At 60.5% G+C, this 24,401-nt stretch carries 21 protein-coding genes and 1 other RNA gene; 12 read left to right on the forward strand and 10 right to left on the reverse strand.

From position 1 onward, the window contains the following. A complete protein-coding gene (locus tag IFT59_RS05795; protein WP_192086327.1) occupies positions 1-966 on the reverse strand; it encodes a DMT family transporter in 966 nt (321 codons plus the stop codon). A 54-nt stretch (positions 967-1,020) separates the two neighbouring features. Further along, positions 1,021-1,983: an alpha/beta hydrolase gene (locus IFT59_RS05800; RefSeq protein ID WP_192086328.1), complete on the reverse strand. Its 963-nt coding sequence runs from the start codon at positions 1,981-1,983 to the stop codon at positions 1,021-1,023. Between the two features lie 179 nt (positions 1,984-2,162). On the opposite strand from IFT59_RS05800, the gene IFT59_RS05805 reads away from it, so the two are divergent. From IFT59_RS05805 to metF, 4 genes are all read left to right on the forward strand, one after another. Beyond that, positions 2,163-3,935, forward strand: coding sequence for a hypothetical protein (locus tag IFT59_RS05805; RefSeq protein WP_192086329.1), 1,773 nt, complete (start codon positions 2,163-2,165; stop codon positions 3,933-3,935). A gap of 120 nt (positions 3,936-4,055) precedes the next feature. Next, positions 4,056-5,705, forward strand: a complete 1,650-nt coding sequence (gene ettA, locus IFT59_RS05810) for an energy-dependent translational throttle protein EttA (protein ID WP_062456108.1) — start codon at positions 4,056-4,058, stop codon at positions 5,703-5,705. Positions 5,706-5,856: 151 nt separating this feature from the next. Then, entirely contained in the window at positions 5,857-6,855 is a 999-nt protein-coding gene (locus IFT59_RS05815) for an ArsR/SmtB family transcription factor (protein ID WP_062456111.1), read from the forward strand. Between the two features lie 10 nt (positions 6,856-6,865). Further along, positions 6,866-7,762 carry a methylenetetrahydrofolate reductase [NAD(P)H] gene (gene metF / locus IFT59_RS05820; protein ID WP_113110675.1) on the forward strand — a complete coding sequence of 299 codons (897 nt, stop codon included), beginning with the start codon at positions 6,866-6,868 and terminating at the stop codon, positions 7,760-7,762. Between the two features lie 411 nt (positions 7,763-8,173). Here metF and IFT59_RS05825 read toward each other — a convergent pair whose 3' ends face one another. The 5 genes from IFT59_RS05825 to IFT59_RS05845 all read right to left on the reverse strand — a co-directional run bounded on the left by IFT59_RS05825 (position 8,174) and on the right by IFT59_RS05845 (position 13,408). Further along, a complete protein-coding gene (locus IFT59_RS05825; RefSeq protein WP_192086330.1) occupies positions 8,174-9,088 on the reverse strand; it encodes a DMT family transporter in 915 nt (304 codons plus the stop codon). An 89-nt stretch (positions 9,089-9,177) separates the two neighbouring features. After that, the gene (locus IFT59_RS05830; RefSeq protein WP_192086331.1) at positions 9,178-10,407 is read right to left on the reverse strand and encodes a lytic murein transglycosylase; all 1,230 of its coding nucleotides are present in this window, start codon (positions 10,405-10,407) and stop codon (positions 9,178-9,180) included. A gap of 130 nt (positions 10,408-10,537) precedes the next feature. Beyond that, positions 10,538-11,332, reverse strand: coding sequence for a glycoside hydrolase family 25 protein (locus IFT59_RS05835; RefSeq protein WP_062456127.1), 795 nt, complete (start codon positions 11,330-11,332; stop codon positions 10,538-10,540). Positions 11,333-11,465: 133 nt separating this feature from the next. Then, a complete protein-coding gene (locus IFT59_RS05840; RefSeq protein ID WP_192086332.1) occupies positions 11,466-12,149 on the reverse strand; it encodes a class I SAM-dependent methyltransferase in 684 nt (227 codons plus the stop codon). Continuing rightward, positions 12,149-13,408 (reverse strand): DUF3419 family protein, encoded by a 1,260-nt coding sequence (locus IFT59_RS05845; protein WP_192086333.1) that lies wholly within the window; start codon positions 13,406-13,408, stop codon positions 12,149-12,151. The genes IFT59_RS05840 and IFT59_RS05845 overlap by 1 nt, the downstream gene beginning before the upstream one ends. 108 nt (positions 13,409-13,516) lie before the next feature. On the opposite strand from IFT59_RS05845, the gene IFT59_RS05850 reads away from it, so the two are divergent. Further along, a complete protein-coding gene (locus IFT59_RS05850) occupies positions 13,517-14,878 on the forward strand; it encodes a serine hydrolase domain-containing protein (RefSeq protein WP_192086334.1) in 1,362 nt (453 codons plus the stop codon). Here IFT59_RS05850 and IFT59_RS05855 read toward each other — a convergent pair. The 3 genes from IFT59_RS05855 to IFT59_RS05865 form a co-directional block, all read right to left on the reverse strand. Next, the gene (locus tag IFT59_RS05855) at positions 14,818-15,960 is read right to left on the reverse strand and encodes a transglycosylase SLT domain-containing protein (RefSeq protein WP_249407501.1); all 1,143 of its coding nucleotides are present in this window, start codon (positions 15,958-15,960) and stop codon (positions 14,818-14,820) included. The genes IFT59_RS05850 and IFT59_RS05855 overlap by 61 nt on opposite strands. Positions 15,961-16,072: 112 nt before the next feature. Continuing rightward, positions 16,073-16,708, reverse strand: a complete 636-nt coding sequence (locus IFT59_RS05860; protein ID WP_062456138.1) for a hypothetical protein — start codon at positions 16,706-16,708, stop codon at positions 16,073-16,075. A 49-nt stretch (positions 16,709-16,757) separates the two neighbouring features. Further along, positions 16,758-17,969 carry a pyrophosphate--fructose-6-phosphate 1-phosphotransferase gene (locus IFT59_RS05865; protein WP_192086335.1) on the reverse strand — a complete coding sequence of 404 codons (1,212 nt, stop codon included), beginning with the start codon at positions 17,967-17,969 and terminating at the stop codon, positions 16,758-16,760. A gap of 354 nt (positions 17,970-18,323) precedes the next feature. Between IFT59_RS05865 and IFT59_RS05870 the strand changes: the two genes are divergently transcribed. The 7 genes from IFT59_RS05870 (at position 18,324) to rsmH (ending at position 24,399) form a co-directional block, all read left to right on the forward strand. Continuing rightward, on the forward strand, positions 18,324-19,067 hold the full coding sequence (locus tag IFT59_RS05870; protein ID WP_192086336.1) for a J domain-containing protein: 744 nt from the start codon (positions 18,324-18,326) through the stop codon (positions 19,065-19,067). Continuing rightward, positions 19,064-19,834, forward strand: coding sequence for an N-acetylmuramoyl-L-alanine amidase (locus tag IFT59_RS05875; protein WP_062456144.1), 771 nt, complete (start codon positions 19,064-19,066; stop codon positions 19,832-19,834). The genes IFT59_RS05870 and IFT59_RS05875 overlap by 4 nt, the downstream gene beginning before the upstream one ends. Positions 19,835-20,077: 243 nt before the next feature. Next, entirely contained in the window at positions 20,078-20,704 is a 627-nt protein-coding gene (locus tag IFT59_RS05880) for a lytic transglycosylase domain-containing protein (protein ID WP_062581112.1), read from the forward strand. Positions 20,705-20,771: 67 nt separating this feature from the next. Then, a complete protein-coding gene (locus IFT59_RS05885) occupies positions 20,772-21,992 on the forward strand; it encodes an NAD(P)/FAD-dependent oxidoreductase (protein WP_192086337.1) in 1,221 nt (406 codons plus the stop codon). A gap of 42 nt (positions 21,993-22,034) precedes the next feature. Next, an RNA gene (gene rnpB, locus IFT59_RS05890) (RNase P RNA component class A) lies at positions 22,035-22,481 on the forward strand. A gap of 443 nt (positions 22,482-22,924) precedes the next feature. Further along, positions 22,925-23,359: a division/cell wall cluster transcriptional repressor MraZ gene (mraZ, locus tag IFT59_RS05895; protein ID WP_062457964.1), complete on the forward strand. Its 435-nt coding sequence runs from the start codon at positions 22,925-22,927 to the stop codon at positions 23,357-23,359. Between the two features lie 14 nt (positions 23,360-23,373). Continuing rightward, entirely contained in the window at positions 23,374-24,399 is a 1,026-nt protein-coding gene (gene rsmH / locus IFT59_RS05900; protein WP_062456153.1) for a 16S rRNA (cytosine(1402)-N(4))-methyltransferase RsmH, read from the forward strand. Positions 24,400-24,401: the final 2 nt, after the last annotated feature.

Consider the following 24,401-nt stretch of genomic DNA (forward strand, 5'->3'; position numbering starts at 1 on the left):
TCAGGGGCTTACCACTGTGTTTTCGCTGTTGGTGACGGGCTTAAGCGAGGCGGCGCGGCGTTCGCGCCAGATGATGTAGAGGCCTGACCCGATGATGATGGAGATGCCGAGCCATTTGACCGGATCCGGGAAGTCGCCGAACACCAGCCAGCCCAGCAAAGTGGCCGAGACGATCTCGAAATACTGAAGCGGCGCAATGACCGAGGCGGGTGCTGCGCGATAGGCATAGACGGCAAGAAGGCCCGACAGGGCGGCGACCGCGCCGACGCCGATCATCCATGTCGTCGTCGTCAAGTCGGGGATCGAGGGGGCCATGAATTCGATGCCGCCGACATGACCGATGAGGAGGAGGGCACCCGAGATCGGAATTCCCCAGAGCGACATCTGAAACTGCATCGACCATGGGTTTTCGCGGTGCGCGAGCGCTCGCGTCATCAGGGCGAAGACGGCGACGCCGAAGGCGGTGACCACGGGCAGAACCGCGATATAGCCGATTTCCTGAAAGCTTGGGCGGATGACGATCATCGCGCCCAGAAAGCCGACGCCGCAGGCCGTGTAGCGCCGCCAGCCGATGACTTCCTTGAGGAAGATCGACGACATGACGGTGAGGATGATCGGCTCGACGAAGAAGATCGCGACGGCGTCTGCGACTTCCATCACGGCAAGCGTTGCGACGAAGCAGATCATCGAGAGCGTGATCACGGCCGCGCGGATGGCGTGATAGAAACTGAGCTCCCAGGAGAAATTGCGCCATGACCCGGTCCACAGCACGATCGGCAGCATGCAAAGGCCCTGGACGATGAAGCGCACCATCGTGATGAGCGTCGGGGAGGCGTTGGCAGTTGCAAGCTTGCAAAACACGTCGATCAGCGGCGTGATCAGCATGGCAAGCAGCATCAGGCCCATGCCGGCGGAAATGCCGGACGCTTGCAGAGCAGGTCTCGTATGCGCATGCGGTGACGTCATGGCAAAGCTATACCTTCGGCATTCTCCGAGCGCACTTGAGGAAATGTCATGAACTCATTCCGTTTGCGTGCGGGTATCGCGCGACGGATCTGAGCGACGCGAGGTGAGCGTTTTCGCCCATTCGGCGAAGGCGTTGGTCGCGCGGTCCCGGACGCGATCGTTCAGGGTCTCGTGGCGGGTTTGTGGGTAGATGATCGTCTCGACATTGTGCATGCCGCGTTTCTGGAACCTGTCCGCGAGCCAGCGGATGGCGCGCCCTCCATCCGTCGCCGGATCGTCCGTGCCACCGACCAGATTGACCGGCAACTCGGCGGGCAGGCGGTCCAGAAGCGCGGGTCCCCGGTAGGACATCTCGAAGATGTCGAGCCAGAGCGAGACGCTGGCATCGAAACCGCAGAGCGGGTCGGCAACATAGGCATCGACTTCGGTTTGGTCGTGGCTCAGCCAGTCGAAATCCGTGCGATGGCCGGGGATCGATTTTCCCCATGCCCCGAAAGTGAGTTTCGGCAGATGCGTGCTTGGAACATCAGACCCTTTCAGCGCGCGCTCGACAAGCAGAATTGCTTGGGCACCGCGCCCGGCAAGGCCTGGATTGAAGTTGGAGTTCCAGACGGCAATCCCGTCGAAGGCCTGCGGATAATCGATCGCGGCATTGAGGGCGATGAGGCCGCCCATCGAATGCCCCAAGAGAATGACCGGCAGGCCCGGATGCCCCTTGGCGGCAAGATCGCGAACCGCTTTCACATCCGCGGTCACGATGCTTGCACCGTCCCGCAAGGCAAATCGGCCGATTGGTATGCCGGGCGCCGTGGTCTCGCCATGGCCGCGATGGTCGGGTGCATAGACATGGAAACCGTGCGTCGCCATCGCCTCGGCAAACCGCCGGTAACGGCGGGAATGGTCGGCGAGACCGTGCAAGACGAGGATGACGCCACGGCCGTCCGATGTCGCGGGTTGATGATGAAATGCTATGCGTGCGCCCGTCGAACTATCGAGCCAGTTGGTTGTGTCAAACATCGCTATTCCTGCGGCACCGACGCTGTCAGTCGCTTGTCCTGCCCGGCCGCTTCTCCCGTTCGATCTTTCGCAGAGGCAATCCGGTAGCGCAATGTTAATTCAAGCTAGGTAAGCCGGTGCTGAAGGGCAAAACGCAGGTGGCTTCGAGGATGGCTGGCGCGAGGAGAGGCGAGGCATGCGTGTCATCGACGCGGCAGAAAGGATCGCTTCTGCGGATCTTTTTCGTTGTCTATCTGACGGCTATCCTTTTGCTGCTACTCGACCTTTCCGATGGACGGCTGTTCTTCGCGGATGTGGATGATGTTCTCCGGGGCGTTCAGATTCGCCATCTGTTATCCGCATCCGGGTCCTTCTGGGACCTGACATTGCCGATGATCGACAGCCCAGGGATCTACGTCTCGGCCTGGTCTCGTCTCGTCGACCTTCCCTATGCCGGCCTTTCGCTTCTGCTGACGCCGCTGCTCGGCCGCGACGGCGCCATCTCCGCGTCCCTGTTGATCTGGCCTCCGATGCTTCTTTCGGTCTATGGGCTGTTTGTTGCCATGATCTGGAAACGCATTGCTCCGATCACCGAGGGTATTCATTATCTCCGGCTGGCGGCTGGGACGTTTGCGATGCTGTATGCGGTCTTCGAATTTGTGCCCGGTCGGATCGACCATCACAATCTCCAGATCGTTGCGTTGATGGCCGTCGCCTACGGTCTTGTCCGCTTCGATCGTATCGGCGGTAGCGTTGTCGGGGTAGGCACCGTCATGTCGGTCGCCATCGCACTCGAAGGTCTGCCGTTCCTGGTCATCATGTTCGGCGGACTTGTTGTGGCATTCGTCGCAGGGGCGACCAGGGCGGCCGAAACGCTCTCGGCGGCGTCGGCCACAATTTGTATCACCACTGTTCCAACAGCTTTGGCACTGCTTGGTGCCTCGGGTACGATGTCGACGCAGTGCGATGCGTTTTCTGCACCCTATATCGGTCTTCTTGTCGGTCTGTCCGGCACATCCTGGATTGCCTGCAGATGTTTCGCGGATGCATCCGGCTGGGTAAAACTCGCCGTTCTTGCCGCTGCCTCGATCGGCGTCATCGTTGCAACCGGAATCTCTTTTCCTGAATGCCTTGCGGGCCCCTATGCCGGGATGGATCCGCTTGCAAAGCAGCTATGGTTTGACCGGGTGCCGCAGGAGCAGGGACTGCTCCATTATGCAGGCGGCTCGCCGTTGCCGGGCATGTTGTTGATCGGTATTTTCCTCACCATACTCGCTCTTGCGGCGCCACGGGTCTTGAGTGAGGTTCGCGCCGGTAATCCTGCCCTTGCGATCCTGTTCGTCACCGCACTCGTCAGTGTGCTTCTGGCAACCGGTCTGCTTCGCTATATCCGCTTTCCATTCGTCTTCGCCGCACTTTTCGTGCCACTGGCGCTCCGCCATATCGATCAGACATCAAGGCAGCCCGGCCGAGCGTCAAGGACCTTGTTCAGCGTCGGGACCGGCGTCTTTCTGCTCATGGTCGGTCTCTGGAGCCTTTCGCGGCCACAAACGATACACGGCGATGCCGTTCAGGCGATGACCATCGACGACTGCAAGGCCGGCGACATGTCCGCTCTCTCAAATCTCGGCCAAGGGCATCTTCTAGCACCCCCGACACTTGCCATGTCGGTGCTGAGGAACCCGATGCCTTCGGGGCTGACGGTCGGGCCGATTCCGTTTCACCGGGCCTCACACGGGATGGAGAACGCCTATACAGCCTTCATCACAACCGACCCAGGGACGCGTCGCGAAGCGCTTGCACCGTTCGATTACGTGGCGGTATGCCGTTTCCCTGCGCAGGCTGAGCCTGGATCGGCGCCGCTCTACTATGCATTGTCCGCGGGCAAGGACTGGCCCGGCCTCGTACGGCTCGAGACCGGTCGCGCAAATCCGTTTCAGCTTTTCCGGATCGACCACGCAAACCTGCGCTAGAAAGCCTCCGGTCCCACGATTCCGTTCGGAAAGCGCATGGTTTGCGCCTCGTATGCGTTGCTCCCAGGCCTGTCTTCGCCTACATAGCGGGCAAACAAATTCCCCGGAGCACATTTATCCATGGCACGTCAGTTCATCTATCACATGTCGGGGCTGAACAAGTCCTACGGCGCCAAGAAGATCCTCGAGAACGTCAACCTGTCCTTCTATCCGGATGCCAAGATCGGTATCCTCGGTCCGAACGGTGCGGGTAAGTCGACGGTTCTGCGCATCATCGCCGGACAGGACAAGGAGTTCACCGGTGAGGCCTGGCTCGCTGAAGGTGCGACCGTCGGCTATCTTGAGCAGGAACCGCATCTCGACCCGACAAAGACCGCTTTCGAGAACGTCATGGTCGGCGTCGCTGCCAAGACCGCGGTGCTTGAGCGCTACAACGAACTGATGATGAACTATTCCGACGAGACCGCCGACGAAGGCGCCAAGCTCCAGGACGTCATCGACGCACAGAACCTCTGGGATCTCGACAAGCAGGTCGAAATGGCGATGGAAGCGCTGCGCTGCCCGCCGAAGGATTCGGACGTCACGCTGCTTTCAGGTGGTGAGCGTCGCCGTATCGCGCTCTGCCGTCTGCTTCTGTCGCAGCCGGACCTGCTGCTGCTCGACGAACCGACCAACCATCTTGACGCCGAGACCATCGCCTGGCTCGAAAAGCACCTGCGCGACTATCCCGGCGCCGTGATGATGATCACCCACGATCGCTACTTCCTCGACAACGTCACCGGCTGGATCCTCGAGCTCGACCGCGGCCGCGGGATTCCATACGAAGGCAACTACTCGGCTTACCTGCTTGCGAAGGCCAAGCGCATGCAGCAGGAGTCCCGCGAAGATGCCGGCCGCCAGAAGGCGATCAGCCGTGAACAGGAATGGATCGCCTCCAGCCCGAAGGCCCGTCAGGCCAAGTCGAAGGCCCGTATCAAGGCCTACGAACAGCTGGTCGATGCTGCCGACGGCATCCGTCCCGGCGATGCGCAGATCATCATCCCCGTGTCCGAGCGTCTCGGCCAGGTGGTGATCGAGATGGAAGGCATCAACAAGGGCTTTGAAGGCCGCACGCTGATCAACGACCTGTCGATCAAGCTGCCACCGGGCGGTATCGTCGGCATTATCGGCCCGAACGGCGCCGGCAAGACGACCCTGTTCAAGATGATCACCGGACAGGAAAAGCCGGATGCCGGTTCTGTCCGCATCGGTGAAACCGTACATCTCGGCTATGTCGACCAGAGCCGCGACGCTCTCGACGGCAACAAGACGGTGTGGGAAGAAATCTCGGGCGGTGCCGAAGTCATCAAGCTCGGCAAGTTCGACATGAACTCCCGCGCCTATTGCGGCGCCTTCAACTTCAAGGGCGGCGATCAGCAGCAGAAGGTCGGCAACCTGTCGGGTGGTCAGCGTAACCGCGTTCACCTTGCCAAGATGCTGAAGGCCGGCGGCAACGTTCTGCTGCTCGACGAACCGACCAACGACCTTGATACGGAAACACTGGGCGCTCTCGAAAGCGCGCTCGAAGCGTTTGCCGGCTGCGCGATCATCATCAGCCATGATCGCATGTTCCTCGACCGGTTGGCGACGCATATCCTCGCATTCGAAGGCGATGGCCATGTGGAATGGTTCGAAGGCAACTTCGAGGATTACGAAGAGGACAAGATCCGTCGTCTCGGCCCTGATGCTCTCAATCCCGGCAGCCAGGCCCACAAGCGCCTGACGCGCTAACTGCGACAAACGCGGTTTGAAGCTTACAAAAACCCGGGGTCGTCCCCGGGTTTTTTTTGTAGGAATGCAGGCTGAAATCCCGTTGCGTCTTGCATGACAATTTGAAATCACATAAACATATCTTTATATGTTGATTGTGAAGGCGTGTTGTATGGGGTTGGTCCTCGATGAACTGGTAGATGTGTTGAAGACGGCAGGGGAGCCCACACGGTTTCGCCTGCTTGTGCTACTGGCCGCGGGCGATCTGACCGTCACGGATCTGACCGAAATTCTAGGTCAGTCCCAGCCTCGGATCTCGCGTCATCTCAAGCTGTTGACCGAAGAAGCGCTGATCGAGCGCTACCAGGAAGGCGCCTGGGCTTACTTTCGGCTGCGCCAGGAAGGGAACGGCGCCGCACTGGTCCAGACTTTGCTCGCCTCCGCATCGCAGGATGATCCGGTGCTCGTGCGCGACCGCGAGCGTCTGACAACTGTGAAAAACCAGCGCTCGGCGAAGGCGCAGGAGTATTTCAGCCGCAACGCTTCGCAGTGGGACGAGCTTCGTCGTCTGCATGCGAGCGACGAGACGGTCGAAGAGGCGCTGCTGCGGCTGATCGGCCCATCGCCAGTTGATTCGCTGCTCGATCTCGGCACGGGAACGGGCTGGATCCTGCGTTTGCTGGCAAGCCGCTATCGCCGCGCGATCGGTGTCGACGCCAGCCGCGACATGCTGTCTGTCGCCCGGTCCAATCTCGACGACGCAGGCATCGTCAAGGCATCGGTCCGGCACGGCGACATTCTCAATCCGCCTGTCGAAGGCCAGGATTTCGATCTCATCACCATTCACCAGGTGCTGCATTTTCTCGACCGGCCTGATCTTGCGATTGCCGAAGCTGCCCGCATGCTGCGGCCCGGCGGGCGATTGCTGATCGTCGATTTTGCGCCGCATGCGCTGGAGCATCTGCGTGACGAGCACGCGCATCTGCGCCTCGGTTTTTCCCATCAGGCGATGAACGAGTGGCTGAACAGAGTGGGCCTGGACGTTCAAAAGGTGATCGACCTCAGCCCCGGCCGCGAAGGCGCCCTCACGGTGACCGTGTGGCTTGCCGGCGACCGTCGCCTGCTGATGGCGAAAGCCGACACACCCGCTCTCGCCGAAACCGTTATCTAGGAGCCTGATCATGGATACACCCGCAGCCAAGGCCCCGTTCAAGCTCTCCTACGAGTTCTTTCCGCCGAAGTCCGATGAGATGCAGACGCAGCTCTGGGAAACGGTCGATGCGCTTGCAGCCTTCAAGCCGGAATTCGTCACGATGACCTATGGCGCCGGAGGCTCCACGCGCGAGCCGACGCTCGCAGCGGTTCAGCGTATGATCAACGATGCCAAACTCCAGACCGCTGCGCATCTGACCTGCGTCGATGCCGCGCGCGAGGAGGTCAAGTCTGTTGTCGAGGAGTACCGGGCAGCGGGCGTTCGTCGCATCGTTGCGCTGCGTGGGGATTCGAGCGCAGGCGTCGGCGCGGCCTATACGCCGCATCCCGACGGTTTCTCGGACACGGCCGATCTTGTGCGCATGCTGGTCGAGTATGGCGACATGGATATTTCCGTCTCTGCCTATCCGGAAATGCATCCGGAAAGCCCGAGCATGGCCGCCGATATCGATACGCTCAAGCGCAAGGCAGATGCAGGTGCCAACCGTGCCCTGACGCAGTTCTTCTTCGACAACGAAGTGTTCGAGCGCTATCTCGAGGCCGTTCATGCGGCGGGCATCACCATCCCGATCGTGCCCGGTATCATGCCGATCCAGAACCTGACTCAGCTGAAGCGTTTTGCGGGCCGCTGCGGCGCCACCGTTCCGGCGTTTCTCGATGCCCGTTTCGAAGGGTTGGACGACAAGCCTGATGATCGTGCCAAGGTGGCGGCCGATGTTGCAGCCGAGCAGATCGCAGACCTGATAAACCGCGGTCACGATCACTTCCATCTCTACACGATGAACCGCGTCCCGCTGGTCTCAGGTGTGCTGGAACTGCTTGGCCGGCACCCTGACAAGGATGCAAACGTCGGTAACGCTGCGTAGCGCCGACAATGAAAAAGCGCATGTTCCATGCGGGAACATGCGCTTTTGTAATGCTGCCGATTATCAAACGGTCAGTCCGAGGTATCACCGGTCACCGGTTGCATGCGTTGTTTTGGAATGCGTCTAGATGAACAACATCGAAGCGACGAACACAAACGCAATACCAACCACCAGGACATTGAGAGGGTAGGTTCTTCCCATGTCTGCCTCCTTGCGTTGACTGACAGAGTTTATGTCTGTTTCATGGCAAATGGGAAGAGGGAAACTGTGCTGCGGCGCATCAAGATGCGGCCGAAACCGACCAATTATTTTCCATCTTATTGATTTGACAAAAGAAAGCCCCGTTAACGGAAGTTTTCAAAGTGTTAAATATCGCGATCAGACGGTTAACAGTACCGTTTCCAGCGAGGACTACGTCGCCGTTGTGCGGGTGCGAAAGATTCGCCCATCCAACAGAAGGAGCCCTGCACAGATGACCGCCATGCCGGCAATATCAGTCCATTCCAGTCGTTCGCCGAGGAAGAATACTCCCAGAAGAATGGCGCTCGGAGGGATGAGCAGCGTGACGAGGGAAGCGTTGGTTGCGCCGGCCAGTGCCAGGACCCTGAAGAAGATCAGGTAGGCGAGCGCGGTCGAGAGTAACGCCAACGCCACGATAGCCATGACGACGTGAGCGGAGGGTGCAGCAAGCGTCCAGGGTTGGTCCGCGACCAGCGAGACCGGCAGTATCATCAGGCTCGACGCCGTGAGCTGTCCCGTGGCCGTCACCGGGGCCGGTATGCCGCGGAAGCGTTTTCCGTAGGTGCCGGCGATACCATAGGAGATCGCGGCGCCGATCGGCAGGAGCAGCGCCCAGAGCGGTGCTGCCGTATCTGTAATCGTGCTCGGGCCGATCAGGATAAAGGTGCCGACAAGGCCTGCAGCGCATCCTGCGAGCTTTGCCCCGGTCAGCTTTTCGTCCGACGTCCACTGGTTGGCGATGATGACGGTCCAGATCGGCGTCGTCGCGTTGAGGATCGAGGCCATGCCCGCGCCGATCTCCGTCTGGCCGAAGAAGATCAGCGTGTGCGGCAGAGCGTTGTTGAGGAAGCCCATGACGAGAAAGGCGCGCCAGTGAGTGGCAAGGATGGAGTAGGCTCCGTTGCGGCCGTGCAGGTAGATGTGGAGAGCGAGCGCCGCAAGACCGAGGCGCAGAAACACCAGCGTGAACGGCGGTACTTCCTGGACGGCGATGCGGGCGAAGAAGAACGAGCCGCCCCACAGAAGGCCGAGTACGAACAGCAATGCCCAGGCGACGGGGGTCAGTCTGGCTGCGGCGGATGACATGGAATGCCTTTGTTGATGCTGCTCGAAGGTAAAACGGGCGGCGGTTATCCCGCCACCCGTTTCATGTCATGTGATGCAAGGTCTGCTGCTTAGAGAGCAGACAGAAGCGCCTGGGTCGGCCAGCCGTCGGCCGGCATGCCGAGGCGTGCCTGTTCCTTCTGGACGGCAACGCGCGTGCCGGAGCCCAGAATGCCATCGATCTTGCCGACGTCATAGCCATGCGCCTGAAGCTTGGTCTGCAGTGCCTTCATGCCCGTATCGTCGAGACCCGGTTCCGGGTTGCCCTTCAGGTAAGGCGGGGCGCCGGAGAGGCGGGTGGCGAAATAGGCGGCAGACGTCGTGTAGATGAACGACTGGTTCCACTGCAGGTAGATGCCGAAGTTCGGATAGGTCAGGAACGCGGGTCCCTTGCGGCCCTGCGGCAGAACGAGTGCTGCCGGCAGATTGCCGAAGGACGTGACGCCATCGCGCGGCGTGACGCCATAGGAAAACCATTCGCTGGCCGGAATCTCGTTGCCGAGGCCGCTCTTTTCGAAGGGCAGGCTTTCCGGAAGCGTCACTTCCTGGATCCACGGCTGGCCGGGCGTGAAGCCCATGCTCTGAATGAACTTCGCCGCTGTCAGGATGGCGTCGGGACCGCTCGTCTTGACGTTGATATGGCCGCTGTTGTCGCCATCGACGCCGTGCGCGATGATGTCTTCCGGCAGCATCTGCACCTGGCCGATTTCGCCGGCCCATGCGCCGGTGTTGGTGGCCGGGTCGAGATCGCCATGCTGGACCATTTCGATCAGCGCGATCAGCTGCGGCCGGAACAGGCCCGGACGGCGGCAGTCATGCGACAGCGTGACAAGCGCGTTGCGGGTGTTGAAATCGCCCTGAACGGCACCGAAATCGGTTTCCATCGCCCAGAATGCGGTGATGACTCCCGGCGCAACACCGAATTCGCTCTGGGCGCGGCCGAACACGTCCGAAAGCTGCTTCATCTTCTGACGACCGATATCGAGGCGGCCCTGGCTGACGGTGCGCTGCGAGAATTCGAGGAAGGTCTGGCGGAAGACGCCCTGCGCGCGGTCGCGCGACAGAACCTTCTGGTCGATCTCGGCGCCTGCAAAAGCCTGATCCGCGGCCGCAGCGGTGGCGCCGGCCTTGATCGCATCGGCCTTGACGCCGTCGAGGAAGGTCGCAAGATCGCCGCCGCAAGGTGCTGCCGGAATTGGCGGAGCGGTCGGCTGAGTGGCTGTCTGGGCAAGGGCGGTGGAAGAGAGGCAGGCGGCGAGAGCACAAGCCAAAGCTGCGCGGCGGACAAGTGTCGAAGACATCAGCGGTTTCCTAAAATCGATTTCTTCCGCGCGACATGGTCACTGGTGGACATGGGCGCAGACCCTCAGGTCGCGCCGGTTTTAGCGTAACGTCAGATACATTGCCAGAGAGCTTGTGCGGGTTAGCACATCAGTCGGCCGACGCAATAAACGTCTTCCACGCTTTGCTGTTTCCGGCAAAGACATTGATATCGGTTGCGCCCTTGACGCCCGGGACAACGCCGGTTGCCGTGTATTGCCAGAACGCCCACTTGCGGTCCGTATAGATCTTGGTCGGATGGGCGGCGACCGAGCGAACCCAGAAATGGTAGTTGGGGAAGGCGCCGACGAGGTTGTCGCGGTGGAAATCGACCGACGTGTAGATGATCGGCCGCTTGCCGTAGTGGGCCTCGATCCTGTCCATGAAGCGTTTCATGCTGGCCCGCACGGTCTGCGGATCCGGCTTCAGCTTGCAGGTGGGCGAGGCGTGGTTCCATTCCATGTCCAGCACCGGCGGCAGCATGTTTGCTTCCTTGGGAACATTGGCGATGAACCAGTCTGCCTGATCTTCCGGTGTCGAGCAGAAGTAGTAGAAGTGATAGGCCGCGTGCGGAATGCCGGCATTGGCCGCGTTGCGCCAATGGGTGGTGAAGGCGGAATCGATGCGGTCCTTGCCCTCGGTGCCCTTGATGAAGACGAAGGCGACGCCGGATTTCTTCACCGTCTGCCAGTCGATGTCGGTGCCGTTCCATTTCGACAGGTCGATGCCGTGAACCTCGTGGCGACCCGGATGGTTGGCGCCGAAATCCTGCGGATCCGTGTCCTTGAACTTCATCTGCCGGACAGAGCCAGTATCGACCAGATCGTAGCTCGTGGACGTACAACCGGACATCAGAAGCGCGGCAGACAGGACGGCAGCAGAAAGAACGGTTGGAAGCCGGGGCATGAAGGTTCCGTGTTAGGGCAGAGACAAAGAGCCTTGTCCGCGATCGAGTGGGCAAAAGGGAGGCATAGCGTCCCGTTTACCATAAGCTCGTAAAAATTCAGTTAGAAAGCAAGATCTGGAATCCGCTGAGTGATTATCCGCGGCGGCGAAGGATCGCCCGCCAGGCATAGCCGCTACCGATCACCTCGAACATCATGTCGGCCTTTGCCGGTGCGAGACGCTTTTCCAGCGCCTGTTCGAGGGTGTCGCGCGGGGTCACATGAAAGCGGGCGAGCCAGGACTTAAGCGCAGATCCCATGACGTTCGGCAGGTTTTCCTGCTGTCCGAAGTCGATGATATGCAGCGACCCTTGAGGCGACAGCGCCGCAAGGGCGGCGTCGATCGCCTTCTCCCAGTCTGGGATCATCGACAGGGCATAGGAAATGAGGATCCGGTCGAAACCGTTGACGCCGAACTCCTCCGCCGTGAATGTCGTGGCATCTGCGACCTTCAGAATAGGCTTTATTCCTGTGCCGCGGAAATTCGCGTCTGCCGTCTGGAGCATCTGCGCGGAGATATCGAGGCCGTAGAGTTTCGCGTTCGAGAAAAGCTTGTGGGCGAGCAGCAGGTTACGGCCGGTTCCGCAGCCGACTTCCAGCACGCTTCCTCCGACTGGCGGGGCAAGGCCTGCGATCGTGCCATCGCGTCCCAGGAGATAGTATTTGCGGGTGAGGTCGTAGATATGCCGCTGGTAGCGGTACATCCGGTCCATCCTGCCGGCATGGCCGATCTCTTCACGATTGGCCGGTCCGAGGTTGCCTGCGTCGGTCTCTGCCATCAGTCGGCCTTTGCGTAGACATGGAAGCCGCCGTAGATGGCGGAGCGGTCCTGCAGGTTGAGGGCCTGCGAGCGCTCGTCGAGATAGGTCCAGCGCGCGGCAAGCGAGGGCGAGAGGCGCCCTTCGATGACACTGCGCTCGGCGGCCGTCCGGAAGATCACCCTTGCGCCGACAGCGGCCGTCCGGTCGATCTCCGACCAGAGGTCGTTGATCTGCTGGTCGTTCATCCAGTCCTGCGCGTCCAGCAAGACGTAGCGATCGACGGAGCCCGCCGTCTTGCGCTTGAGGAGAGCGGTGAAACTCTCGTGGTGAACCGCGACCCGGTCTGTGGCGGCCCGGATCGCCTTGTAGTTGCCTGCCTTGAGATAGGTGGGCAGCGTGCCTTCGTGGGCGGCGGGATAGCGGCGGACAAACGCCTGCCATGCGAAATAATTGTCCTTCAGAGGAAAATGACAGGCGAGCTTTTCGAGACGCTCCCGCAGCACGGTCGCGATTGAGCCGTTATCGCTGCCGCCGGTCGCCATGCCGGCCAGCTCGTCATATTGCTGCGGCGGAATGCCAAGTCCGAACAGCGAGCTCTTGTTCGAGGTAATCCAGCGGACAAGTTTTCTGTCGAACAGGGGCGCGATCTCTTCGTCGAAGAAGCGGCGCTGATCTCGGACCGATTTGGTCTGCGCCATCTTCGTCAGATCGACGCCATGCAGGCGCGCCAGAAGGTGTCCCGCGCCGATAAACCGGCCGAGAAGACCGGTGCGGTAGATGTTGCGGTCGAACACTGAGATGCGGCGACGGCCGGTGATAGACCGCTTCTGCCAGTAACTGCGGGTTGCGCGATCCAGATGCGACGCGATCAGTCTGTCGAAGGTGACGCTGTTCGATCGTGTACCCTGCGCCGAGAGAAACCTGACGACATCCATATGGCTCGGCAGATGACGGAATGCCGCGAGCTTCAGCCGATTCAGCGCGACATGGTGGGGGTTAAGATCCACGACATCGATGCTGCGCGGATTGCGGGAGAGGTAGGCCAGCATGTTGCAGCCACCGGAGCCGATGGTGACGATCGCATGCTCCGATGAGAGCTTCATTGCTTCCATGTCGACGTCTGGATCTTCCCAGATCTGCGGATAGACGAGACCGGAAAACAGGAGCCCGAACAGCCGTTCCGACAGCCCTTCGCGCGAAAATAGTTTGTGCTGGAGCAGCGCATCCTTGAGCTTCTGATTGCTGGTGAAACCGGTTTCCCTGACGACGTCGGCCATTGCGTCTCTCGCTGCGTGAATTATTTCGCGATCTGTAGAACGCAGGCCTAAACCCGGCATGCTACAGCTGGATGACGAGGGCTGTTGGTGAACAAGGACATTTGACATATGCGCCTGATGAAGCGGATCGTGACGGGAATTGCCGGGGCATTGGCGCTTGGTATCGTCGGGGGACTGGCGTGGATCACGATCGCGCCGCCGCAACTGCTTCGGGTCGGAAGCGGCTATGCGGCAAAGATCGTCTGCTCCAATGTGTTTCTGGCCGGACGCGATCCGCAAGAGGTGCTGGCGACGGATGTGCAGGCGCCCGGCAATCCGCTGCTCCTGATGATGTGGGTCACCGTCGATCGCGATTCCGGCCGGGTCGACGCCGGGCTGCTTGGCTTCATCGGAACCAATCAGGCAACCTACAGGCCTGGCCTCGGCTGCACCGTTTCGCCGGATGGTTCGGCGTTGCCGCAAGTCGCGCTGCCGCCGCGATCATCACCTTCCGTCGATGAAGCTCCGGCCTGGCCGGTGGGGCAGGGGGTCGAACGCGATCCGCGCGTGATGGCGGTTCTAGAGGATAAGGCACTGACCGGGCCTGGCATGCGGGCGGTGGTGGTCGTCAAAAACGGGCGCATCGTCGGCGAGGCTTATGGAGAGGGCTTCTCGAAGGACACGCCGTTGCTGGGATGGTCGATGACGAAAACCGTCAATGCGGCGCTGATCGGCACATTGATGATCAGCGGCCGGATGTCGCTCGGAGATCGTGATCTTCTGCCCGCGTGGAGCAACGACAAACGACGCGAAATCACGCTTGCCAACCTTCTCGCCATGGAAAGCGGGCTTGGTTTCAACGAGAATTACGGTGCCGTCGCCGATGTCACACGGATGCTCTACCTCGAACCTGACATGGCCGCGTTCACGGCCACGATCCCGCTCGAGGCAGATCCGGGCGCGCGTTTCCGTTACTCGTCGGGCTCCAGCGTATTGCTGTCGAAGATCTGGATGGACAGGATCGGTGATCGCGCGACGGCTCTTGGCTATCCATCCAGGGCCTTGTTCGATCCGCTCGGCATGACAAGCGCCGTCATGGAGCCGGATGCGGCGGGGACGTTTGCCGGCAGTTCCTATCTCTATGCGACCGGGCGCGACTGGGCACGGTTCGGCCTATTTCTGGCGCGCGACGGGGTGTGGAACGGGATGCGGCTGCTGCCGGACGGTTTCGTGCACCTGATGCAGGAGCCGAATGCCCATTCGGGCGGACGGTTTTCGGAGATGCAGACGTGGCTGCCGAAGGCCAATGATAACATGCCTCTACCGGCAGATACGTTTTACCTGCAGGGCCATGACGGGCAGACCATCGCGGTCATGCCGTCGTCTGATCTCGTGGTGGTGCGGCTTGGGCTGACGCCCCGGTCGCTGGGTTACGAACCGGGCTTGCTGTTCGGCGCTGTTGCGAAGGCGACAGGTGTCGCAGGGCTCTGATCGGCCTTCAGCACATGCAGCATGTCGCGACGCTTGGCGTCGTAGTAATAACCGCGGGCATAGAGGCGGATGGCGTTGTCGTTCTTGTTGTCGGCAACGAGCCAGGCGCCGCGGAGATATCGGATCGCGTATTTAAGATTGGTCTCGGCGTCCAGCAGGCCTTCCGGCTTGCCCTGATAGCCCATCGACTTCGCGGTCGAGTACTTGATCTGCATCAGGCCCCAGTAGCCATTCTTGTGGTAGGCCTTTGGATTGTATTTGCTTTCGCGATGGACGACGCGGTGCACCAGCGATTCCGGCACGCCGTAGAGACCGGCATAGCGCTTGATGAGCTTCTTGAGGTCTGCGGGCGCGTTCGACGCGGTATCCGGCATCGGCTCGCCGGGAGCCGGCGGAAAGTCCTTGATATTGCCCATGGCCGAGACCGCAGCCACAGCGCGGGGTGCGGCTGCATAGGCAAGCGTGGAGCTTGCGGCAGCCGGCGTTGCAGCACCAGCAATAGCGCTCGATGTAAGCGTGGCTGGACGCGGTGTCGGCACGACCGATTGCAGCGCCACCATATCCGGCGTCAGTTCTTCCTCGTCGAGCGCGATGGCCTGCGCTGCTGCCGGCTGGATCTGGCCAGACGCAACGGCGGTCGCGACCGGCGGAGAGACGAGACGGCTCGACTTCTGGGTCATGACCGAACCGGCTGCCGGCTTGAGCGGCTGCGCGGAAGCAAGGCTCACAGGCTGGACCGCGGTTGCGATCGGCGGCGGCGCGAAGGCAACGATCGGCGCCATGGTCGGAGACGCCATGGCGGCATTCTGAGCCGATACGGTTTCTACGGTCGGCGGAACCGGAACGGCAATGCGACCGCTCTTGGCGATCTGCGCCATTGTCTGCCCGGGCGCCATTTGTTGAGATTGATCGGCGGCGGAAGAATTGTACTGGATGACGAGCTGACCGTCAGCTGACGTGGTCTGAGACGGCTGACCGGAAGCGACTTTTGTATCGCGCTCAACGCTGGAGCATCCAGCCAGAACGGAAGACATCGCAAGCGCCACAGCAGCTCTACGGCTGACGAATCTGACCACCGTCATCAGGTTGCTCTCATTTGAAATGGTTACCGTACCCGCCAAAAAGTCACCGATTGTGGATTTCCATTAACGTATAAGGCGGCGCCCGGCAAGTCGAAGGACGCTTTCTGTTTCCTCAAGCAGCGATTCGCCGGAAACCAGCCGTCACGGCACGCCTGGCGATGAATACCGTGCCGGGCTTGTTCAAGGCTGGATTGCGCCTCGAAAATCGCTTTGTGCCCCGCAGCGCAAGGCTGGGGATGAGTGCCTGCGCCAACGCACTGCCAGCGATGGAGGCGAGAAAAATCGCCGTCAGCACTTCGGCCTGGAGCGAGAGCGACAGCGAAGGGCGCAGAAACTGTGCAGTCAGCGCGGCAAGAATGATCGCGTATCTGGGGGTGCGAACGCATCGAACGAAGACGTCTGCGAAGATCCGGTCAAACCGCCGCGTCGGCAGATTGTCATTGTCGGCGAGCGGCGCGCGGACCTGTGGGTCCTGGAAGCACCAGAGTACATAGACCATGGCGTAGGCGATGCCGACCCAGCCGATCGCGGTCATGGCCGATGGCGCGTAAAAACAGACAAGCAGTAGCGGCGCGAGGCCCGCGGTGAAGGCGAGACCCAGTCCCAAGGCCAATGCGGGGACCGTCACGACTGCGCTTAGACGGCCGCGCTGCTTGGAATAGAGCGCGACTGTCCTCGTCAGCGGGTTGGGAAGGATGACGAGGGCCACAGCGGTCGCGGCAAATGCGAACCATGTTTCGATCGTCATCACATTCCTCCGGAGCCCACGGCTCTCGTTTGTCGCTCAGCGCGACGCGTTATACGGTTTCGTAGGGCTGGCCGATATGGTCCATCACCTCGCCGAACCATTTTGCCGTCAGATCGAAATGTTTTCCACCCTTGATTCGGGGAAATTCGATGGTTCTCAGTTTTCCGCCCTGGTCTTCATCATGGCCGGTGACGCCGGACACCTTGTTGAGAGCGCTTTCGACCGCAAGATCGACCATGCCCTGGATGAGGCGAAGATCATCACCATTGGCCGGGGCCGAGCGGGCGAAATAGCCTGACTTCTGGACCATCGAGCGTTCGGCGCCGATCAGGCCCGCAAACTGGTTCTGGAACCAGCCGCCGACATTGATCGTGTCGAGCTTCACATGGCCGAACGCATCGCGCTTGACGGTGTCGCCGGCGGCTTCCCGTTCCGCGATGATCGTATTCATGCCGGCACCTTCCGAGACGAAGATCGTCACGGTGCCGCGTTCTTCCATCACGCGCTTCAGGCGTGCAGACTCTTGTTCGAGGTCGAACTCCAGTTCCGGCAAATAGAGGCCATCGATGCTTTTCAGCTCGGCGTTCATCATGAGGCCGTCGACATACTCGTTGCCGCGGCTCTGCTCGATATAGGCGCGCGCCGTTGCGGCCGTCAGCCAGCCGCAGTGGCGACCCATGACTTCGTGGATCACGAAAGTGCGGGGGGCGGCGGTCTGCTCGTTGCTGACATTGTCGAAGAAACGCGCGCCGACTTCGGCGGCCGTCCATGCGCCGAGCGACTGGCGGATTGGCACGACGTCGTTATCGACGGTCTTCGGAAGACCGACGACGGTGAGATCATAGCCATTTGCGCCGAGGTAGGCTGCGAGATCGGCTGCCGTCGTGTTGGTGTCGTCGCCGCCGATCGTGTGAAGGATCGTAACGCCGTCCTTGGCGAGTCGTTCGGCTGCGACCTGCAGTGGGTTGTCGCCTTCCTTGACGAGGCCACGCTTGACGCAATCGGCGGCGTTGGTGAGCTTGACGCGGCTGTTGCCGATCGGCGAGCCGCCGTAACGATGAAGGAGAGGCGCCTTTTCACGCATCTCTGACGTAACAGCGATGCTGTCGCCCAAAAGCACGCCCTGGTAGCCGGAGCGGTAGGCAATGATGTCGAGGTCAGGCGCAACATCCGAGTAGCGCTCGATCAATCCGCCGACGGCAGACGAGAGGCAGGGGGCAAGGCCACCAGCGGTCAGCAGTGCGACTTTCTGTTTGGACATCGATCCTCCTTGATGCGCTCCGAGCGCAGAAACTGACAAAACGGGATAAATGGATGCGACACCAGCCGGAGCCTGTAAAGTGAATTTCTCAAGAAAATTCCGTCGCTTCGAGGTTTCTGTTGTCCTTTCCCCGATCTAATCGTTTCAAAGAAATCACGGGCCATGCGGGCTGCCGGGGTACGATACGGCGGGTCGTTTGCATCAGCGTTTCGACCCATTGGTCGTCCACGACTTTGTGCCGTTTCTGGGCAGACCGGGCTTCCAGCGCGATTGTTCGAAAAACATGAACATAGTTTAATCTACAGCGGACCGTCGTCAGCTTGCCAAAACGTCGGTTATCTGGTCATTTAAGGGATGATTTTCGATTTCAGTTGCCTTCAATTGTCCTCCCTCTGGGAAAGGTTGCTCGGTGCCGTCGGCGATGCCGCGGGCGGTGTGCTCAACCGAGTCGTCGATGCGATCCGCACCATGTTCGAGGGCGATCCGGAAACACGGCGCCAGGTTTCCTTCTCGGTGGCGATCATTGCCCTGTCTGCGAAGATGGCGAAGGCTGATGGTATCGTGACCACTGCTGAAGTGAGTGCCTTCCAGCAGATCTTCGATTTTCCGGATGAGGAAGCCCGCAACGTTGCACGTCTCTATAACCTCGCACGCCAGGACATTGCCGGCTACGAGGCGTATGCCACGAAGCTTTCGGGGCTGTGCAGCAGCGGTGACATGGAAAACTGCCCGATGCTTGAGAGCGTCGTCGATGGTCTGTTTCATATCGCCAAGGCGGATGGTCTCGTGCATGAGAGCGAGCTGGCGTTTCTGGCGCGCATCGCCGAAATCTTCCGGATCGACGAGGAACATTTCCGCCGCATCATGGCCCGCCACGTGCATCTCGACGGTCGTGACCCGTATCTGGTGCTCGGCGTTTCGCGTGACGACGATTTCTCGGCAATTCGCAAACAGTACCGTCTGCTGGTTTCGGAGCATCATCCCGACCGGCTGATCGCACGCGGCGTGCCGGCAACACTGCATGCGGCTGCGACCGAACGGATGGCAGCGCTCAACGCGGCTTATGAAGCGATCGAGAAAGAGCGCCGCGCGGCATGACAATTCCGGCTTCCTTTGCCGCCGATCATGCCCGCGCCACGGTCGAGCCTTCTCCTAATCATGGGGAAAGGGCAGGCGGGCGCCAGCCGGACATGATCCTTCTGCATTATACCGGCATGCCTGATGCCGACCAGGCGCTGGCATGGCTTCGCAACGAGGCGAGCCAGGTCTCCAGTCACTATTTCATCCATGAAGACGGCCGGATCGTGCAGCTTGTTCCCGAGGCGCGGCGCGCTTGGCATGCGGGCAAAAGCAGCTGGGCCGGCGAAACGGACATCAATTCCTGCTCCATCGGGATAGAAATCGCCAATCCCGGACATCCCGGCGGACTTCCCCATTTTCCGGATATCCAGATCGATGCGGTCGTCGAATTGTGTCGAGACTGCGGCAATCGCTGGGGAATATCTCGGGAACGGGTCGTCGGACACTCGGATGTCGCCCCCATCCGCAAGCTCGACCCGGGCGAAAATTTCCCCTGGCAGAAATTGTATTTGGCGGGGATCGGTCACTGGGTCGAGCCCGGTCAGATCAGCGGCGGCCGGTTTTTCCAGCACGGCGAAAGTGGCCAGCCGATCGAGGCCCTGCAGTCGATGCTGTCGCTCTACGGATACGATATTGAAATCACGGGCACATTCTGCGATCGCACGAAGGGCGTCGTCGAGGCTTTCCAACGGCATTTCAGGCCCGCGCTGGTCGATGGGATTGCCGATTTTTCGACGATCGACACGCTGCATCGGCTGCTCAAGGCACTGCCGAAATACAGCTAGGCGCAAGCTTCGCGAAACTGTCGGAAGCGTTTGCGGACAGGGCTTTTTTGCATTGCCACATGATCTCCTTAATGCGGCTTTCTAAAGAGTTGCTAACGCAGCGTCCCCAGACGGGGGCTGCCAAGATAAACCTACAGGTCTTGTAAAACCTCGCGTCGTCGTCCGGCGTCGCGACGAGGGATGTTTGCGTATCACGATATCCCGCGAGCCTGTTGTTCCGGAGATACTTTAGAATTGACTAAGATGACTTGTGCGGTCGCGGCAGGCATTGCCATGCTTTTCGCGGGATGTGGATCTGTGCGTGCCGAAGACGGCGGAGACGTGGTTCGGGTTTATGTCAAACCGCTGACCATTCCCTGGGAGACACGCGAAACCGGGTTTGCTGCCCCGACGGCCACCGAGAGGCAGATGGTTCGCCGGATGCATTATACGACGCTGATCGCCAAATATGCCGATCAATACGATGTGCCGTTCGACCTTGCTGAGGCTGTCGTGCAGATCGAAAGCAATTTTCGCCCGACCGTGAAGGGCAGTGCTGGCGAGATCGGCCTGATGCAGGTGAAGCCGGCGACCGCAAGGCTGATGGGCTACAAGGGCCCTGATTATGGCCTCTACGATCCGGAAACCAACATTCGCTACGGCATGAAGTATCTGGCGGGCGCCCATGATCTGGGTGGCGGCAAGATTTGCGGCACGATCCTTAAATACAATGCGGGCCACGCCGCCAAGCGTATGAACCCGACGTCCAAGCGCTACTGTCAGCGGGTCGAAGCGGTTCTTGAAGACAACAAGGACGATGTGATCGAAAAGACCTTCGCGTTCGATTTTCCGCCGAAGGGGTATGCCGTTCTGGCGCCTCTGGTATTCTGATTCCGGAAACGGTTAGAACTGCCTGAAAAGAGCGGCAATTCGAGCTAGGGAATCGAAAGGACAGGGCATGGCGGCGCGGTTCAAATACATCATCATCGGAAGCGGCATGATGGGGGCGGCAGCGGCCCGGCATCTTTCCAAATGGACCGATGGTGTGGCGTTGATCGGGCCGGGCGAACCTGACGATTACCAGCGGCATGACGGCGTGTTCGCAAGCCATTACGACGAGGCGCGCATCACCCGGACGATCGATCAGGATCCAGTCTGGGCCCGCCTCGCCAATCGTTCGATCGAGCGCTACGGCGAGATCTCGTCCGAAAGCGGTATCGATTTTTACTCGGAAGTGGGCTGTCTGATGGTCGGGCCTGGGCGCGCCGGACTGCAGTCCTATGCGCCCGGGCGTACCGGGCAGCCATCCTATGTCGGTCGCGTGCTCGATGCCGCCGGGCGGCTCGGGGTCGAGACCGAAACGCTGGGGCATGATGCTCTTTCGAGCCGGTTTTCATATTTCGCCTTTCAGGATGGCGCCGAAGGCGTCTGGGAGGAGAAGCGGGCGGGGCACATCAATCCGCGCCGGCTGGTGAAGGCGCAATGCCTGCTTGCGGAGCGCCAGGGTGCCACGCTGATTGCCGAGACCGTTTCGGCTGTTCGTCAGGACGGGGCGATCGTGACCGTGACGACGGCGGAAGGGCGCAGTTACACGGCCGACAAGGTGCTTGTGGCGGCGGGCGGCTTTTCCATCAACGAAGCACTTGTCGGCGCTCGTCTCGATCTCTCAGTCTATGCAAGGACCATCGCGTTCTACGAGGTCGGCGAGGGGGCGATGGAGGAGCTGAAGGCCATGCCATCGCTGATCTGGAAATGGAACGAGGAGGATGACGGGATCTACCTTCTGCCTCCGGTCCGTTATCCTGATGGCAAAACCTATGTGAAGATCGGCGGCGATCCGGATGATCTACTGCTGCCGTCAGAGCCCGAAATCCGTGACTGGTTCAAGACCGGCGGACGCGAGACGACCCGGCGCCACCTGACCGACGTGATGGAACGGCTGATGCCGAAGCTCGATCTGTCGCGATCTTCCATGGCAGCCTGCGTCACGTCTTTCACGCCGAACAACTATCCGGCCATCGCCATGACGGCGTCCGACCGGATCGGTGTTCTGACCGGCGGTTGTGGCGCTGCCGCCAAGAGTTCCGACGAGATAGGCCGGCTCGGCGCCGAACTGATCTTTAACGGGTCGATCATTGACGATGGCTATCCTGTCGATTTCCATGCGGAATACCGGTAGGCCTATGGCCTTATCCGCGCATCTCGGCTAAGAGCCGCGCGACCAGTTGGCCGGGCAGCCGCACTTTACCAATGCCGAAAGGCGGTAGGGTGAGGAAAGTCCGGGCTCCACGGAAACACGGTGCCGGATAACGTCCGGCGGGGGCGACCCTAGGGACAGTGCCACAGAAAGGAAACCGCCCCGCTTTCTGATCGACCGGATGACGCATTGCGGCAAGGGTCGATGAGATAGCGGGGTAAGGGTGAAAGGGTGGGGTAAGAGCCCACCGCGCGACCGGTAACGGAAGCGGCATGGTAAACCCCACCGGGAGCAAGACCGAATAGGGATGACGCGGGACGTGCGAAAGTACGTCTACAGCCTGTTTCCGGGCCAGTCATCCGGGTGGGTTGCGCGAGGCGACGTGTAAACGGCGTCCCAGATGAATGGCTGCCACGTTCCGGTGTTCGCACCGGGGCCATACAGAACCCGGCTTACAGGCCAACTGGTCACTACTCTCTTCTGATTCGTCAATTGTGCCCGTCCCCGACGGGGCAATCTGACATGCAAATTGCCCGATTCCGGTGCCGCTTTTTATATGAGCAGGCCGGAAAGCGCCTTGCGTTTCCGGCTCTTAGCAACTGTCAAAATATCACTTGCGAAGGGTCGCAGAGGCAGTTTCTCCAAAGCGCTCAATAACCCTTTGTTAAACTTAACAGCTTATAAATAAATCCGAACATGGAGGAGCTTGCAGGGCCTCTCCCATTGACGCCCATATGGTCCCATGGTATCCCAAATTCGCACTGCACAAGGGCTTTTTGCCCATCAAATCAAGAGTTTCGATCTCACAATCGGGCAAGCATCTGCTTATCCGCACGGATCGCCCTTGTTTGAATCTAAGCAGTCTGGCGGGAAGTTTCCCGTGTCTTTTGCGAACGGGGCGGGTGTTTGTTGCGATGAGCCGCTTCCTGTCGAATGCGACGAACAGGATCGATACGAAGGGGCGGGTCTCTGTGCCTGCCGGCTTTCGCGCGGTTCTTTCCGAGCGCGGAATTCAGGAGCTCTACTGCCTCCAGGATTTCATCTATCCGGCGATCAGCGTCGGCGGTCCGGATCTGCTCGATCGCTACGAGCGGCAGATTGCGTCCGTCGATCCGTTTTCACCGGACGCCAACAGGATGTCGCTGCTGATTCACGGCGGCGGTGTCTTCATGAGGCTCGATGCGGAAGGCCGGCTGATGGTCTCGGATTTCATCCGGGATTTCACGGGTATCAGCTCGGAAGTCACTTTCGTCGGGCGTTCGGATCATTTTCAGCTTTGGCAGCCGCAAGCATTTCACGAGGCGCAGGCGGCAGCACGGGAGGGACGTTTGAGTTCACGTCCCGCATAGTACAGGAGAGCGGGATGTCGGCGAATCCAGGCGAAGGTCAAACTGAGCCCGAAGGCGGACCGGTTCGCCATATTCCAGTTCTTCTGCACCAAGTGGTGGAGGCGCTTCAGCCTCTTCCTGGCAAGGTCATCCTTGATGGCACCTTCGGGGCGGGCGGTTATTCGTCCGCCCTGCTGGCAGCCGGTGCTGACGTCATTGGCCTTGATCGCGATCCTTCCGCAATCGCCAATGGACAGGCGCTCGTCGCCGCGCATGCCGGTCGCCTCTCTCTCATTCATTCACAGTTCTCGCAGCTTGCCGATCATGCGCCGGAAGGCGGGCTCGATGGCGTCGTGCTCGATATCGGCGTGTCCTCGATGCAGATCGATGAGGCCGAGCGCGGCTTCTCGTTCCAGCGCAACGGTCCCCTCGACATGCGCATGTCGAGCAATGGCGTATCGGCGGCTGATGTCGTCAATCGCGCGAAGGTCGGCGATCTCATCCGCATCTTCGGCTTTCTCGGCGAGGAAAAACATTCCGGCCGTATCGCACGTGCCATCGAAAAGCGCCGCGTGACCGAGCCCTTCCGCACGACGCGCGATCTCGTCAATCTCATCGAGAGCGTCAATCCGCGTAAAGCCAAGGACAAGATCCATCCGTCGACGCGTGTTTTCCAGGCGCTGCGCATTTTCGTGAACGACGAACTCGGCGAGCTGGCGCAGGCGCTGTTTGCCGCCGAGCAGGCGTTGAAGCCCGGTGGCCGGCTCGTGGTTGTCACCTTCCATTCGCTGGAAGACCGGATCGTCAAGCAGTTCTTCGCGGATCGCTCGTCCAAGACCTCCGGCTCAAGGCATCTGCCGATGGTTGCGGTGAAGGAAGCGATCTTCGATCCGCTCGGCAAGGCGATGGTGGCGGCAAGCGAGGAGGAGGCGGAGATCAATCCGCGCGCCCGTTCCGCCAAGCTGCGCGCCGGTATCCGCACCGAAGCAAAATCGCGTGGTTCCGACATGTCGATCTTCGACCTGCCGAGCCTCGCAAGCCTTTCGACATTGGGGGTCTGACG

The organism is Rhizobium sp. CFBP 8752, assembly GCF_014842035.1.
Taxonomy (GTDB): domain Bacteria; phylum Pseudomonadota; class Alphaproteobacteria; order Rhizobiales; family Rhizobiaceae; genus Neorhizobium; species Neorhizobium soli.

Excerpts from the sequence above, each read along its gene's own strand:
- metF (WP_113110675.1), top strand. The coding sequence starts at position 6,866 with ATGGATACACCCGCAGCCAAGGCCCCGTTCAAGCTCTCCTACGAGTTC.
- IFT59_RS05840 (WP_192086332.1), bottom strand. The coding sequence starts at position 12,149 with ATGGCAGAGACCGACGCAGGCAACCTCGGACCGGCCAATCGTGAAGAG.
- IFT59_RS05855 (WP_249407501.1), bottom strand. The coding sequence starts at position 15,960 with ATGACGGTGGTCAGATTCGTCAGCCGTAGAGCTGCTGTGGCGCTTGCG.
- IFT59_RS05875 (WP_062456144.1), top strand. The coding sequence starts at position 19,064 with ATGACAATTCCGGCTTCCTTTGCCGCCGATCATGCCCGCGCCACGGTC.
- IFT59_RS05880 (WP_062581112.1), top strand. The coding sequence starts at position 20,078 with ATGACTTGTGCGGTCGCGGCAGGCATTGCCATGCTTTTCGCGGGATGT.
- IFT59_RS05830 (WP_192086331.1), bottom strand. The coding sequence starts at position 10,407 with ATGTCTTCGACACTTGTCCGCCGCGCAGCTTTGGCTTGTGCTCTCGCC.
- IFT59_RS05800 (WP_192086328.1), bottom strand. The coding sequence starts at position 1,983 with ATGTTTGACACAACCAACTGGCTCGATAGTTCGACGGGCGCACGCATA.
- IFT59_RS05850 (WP_192086334.1), top strand. The coding sequence starts at position 13,517 with ATGCGCCTGATGAAGCGGATCGTGACGGGAATTGCCGGGGCATTGGCG.
- ettA (WP_062456108.1), top strand. The coding sequence starts at position 4,056 with ATGGCACGTCAGTTCATCTATCACATGTCGGGGCTGAACAAGTCCTAC.
- IFT59_RS05885 (WP_192086337.1), top strand. The coding sequence starts at position 20,772 with ATGGCGGCGCGGTTCAAATACATCATCATCGGAAGCGGCATGATGGGG.
- IFT59_RS05860 (WP_062456138.1), bottom strand. The coding sequence starts at position 16,708 with ATGACGATCGAAACATGGTTCGCATTTGCCGCGACCGCTGTGGCCCTC.
- IFT59_RS05835 (WP_062456127.1), bottom strand. The coding sequence starts at position 11,332 with ATGCCCCGGCTTCCAACCGTTCTTTCTGCTGCCGTCCTGTCTGCCGCG.
- IFT59_RS05865 (WP_192086335.1), bottom strand. The coding sequence starts at position 17,969 with ATGTCCAAACAGAAAGTCGCACTGCTGACCGCTGGTGGCCTTGCCCCC.
- IFT59_RS05845 (WP_192086333.1), bottom strand. The coding sequence starts at position 13,408 with ATGGCCGACGTCGTCAGGGAAACCGGTTTCACCAGCAATCAGAAGCTC.
- mraZ (WP_062457964.1), top strand. The coding sequence starts at position 22,925 with ATGAGCCGCTTCCTGTCGAATGCGACGAACAGGATCGATACGAAGGGG.
- IFT59_RS05870 (WP_192086336.1), top strand. The coding sequence starts at position 18,324 with ATGATTTTCGATTTCAGTTGCCTTCAATTGTCCTCCCTCTGGGAAAGG.
- IFT59_RS05795 (WP_192086327.1), bottom strand. The coding sequence starts at position 966 with ATGACGTCACCGCATGCGCATACGAGACCTGCTCTGCAAGCGTCCGGC.
- IFT59_RS05825 (WP_192086330.1), bottom strand. The coding sequence starts at position 9,088 with ATGTCATCCGCCGCAGCCAGACTGACCCCCGTCGCCTGGGCATTGCTG.
- IFT59_RS05815 (WP_062456111.1), top strand. The coding sequence starts at position 5,857 with ATGGGGTTGGTCCTCGATGAACTGGTAGATGTGTTGAAGACGGCAGGG.
- rsmH (WP_062456153.1), top strand. The coding sequence starts at position 23,374 with ATGTCGGCGAATCCAGGCGAAGGTCAAACTGAGCCCGAAGGCGGACCG.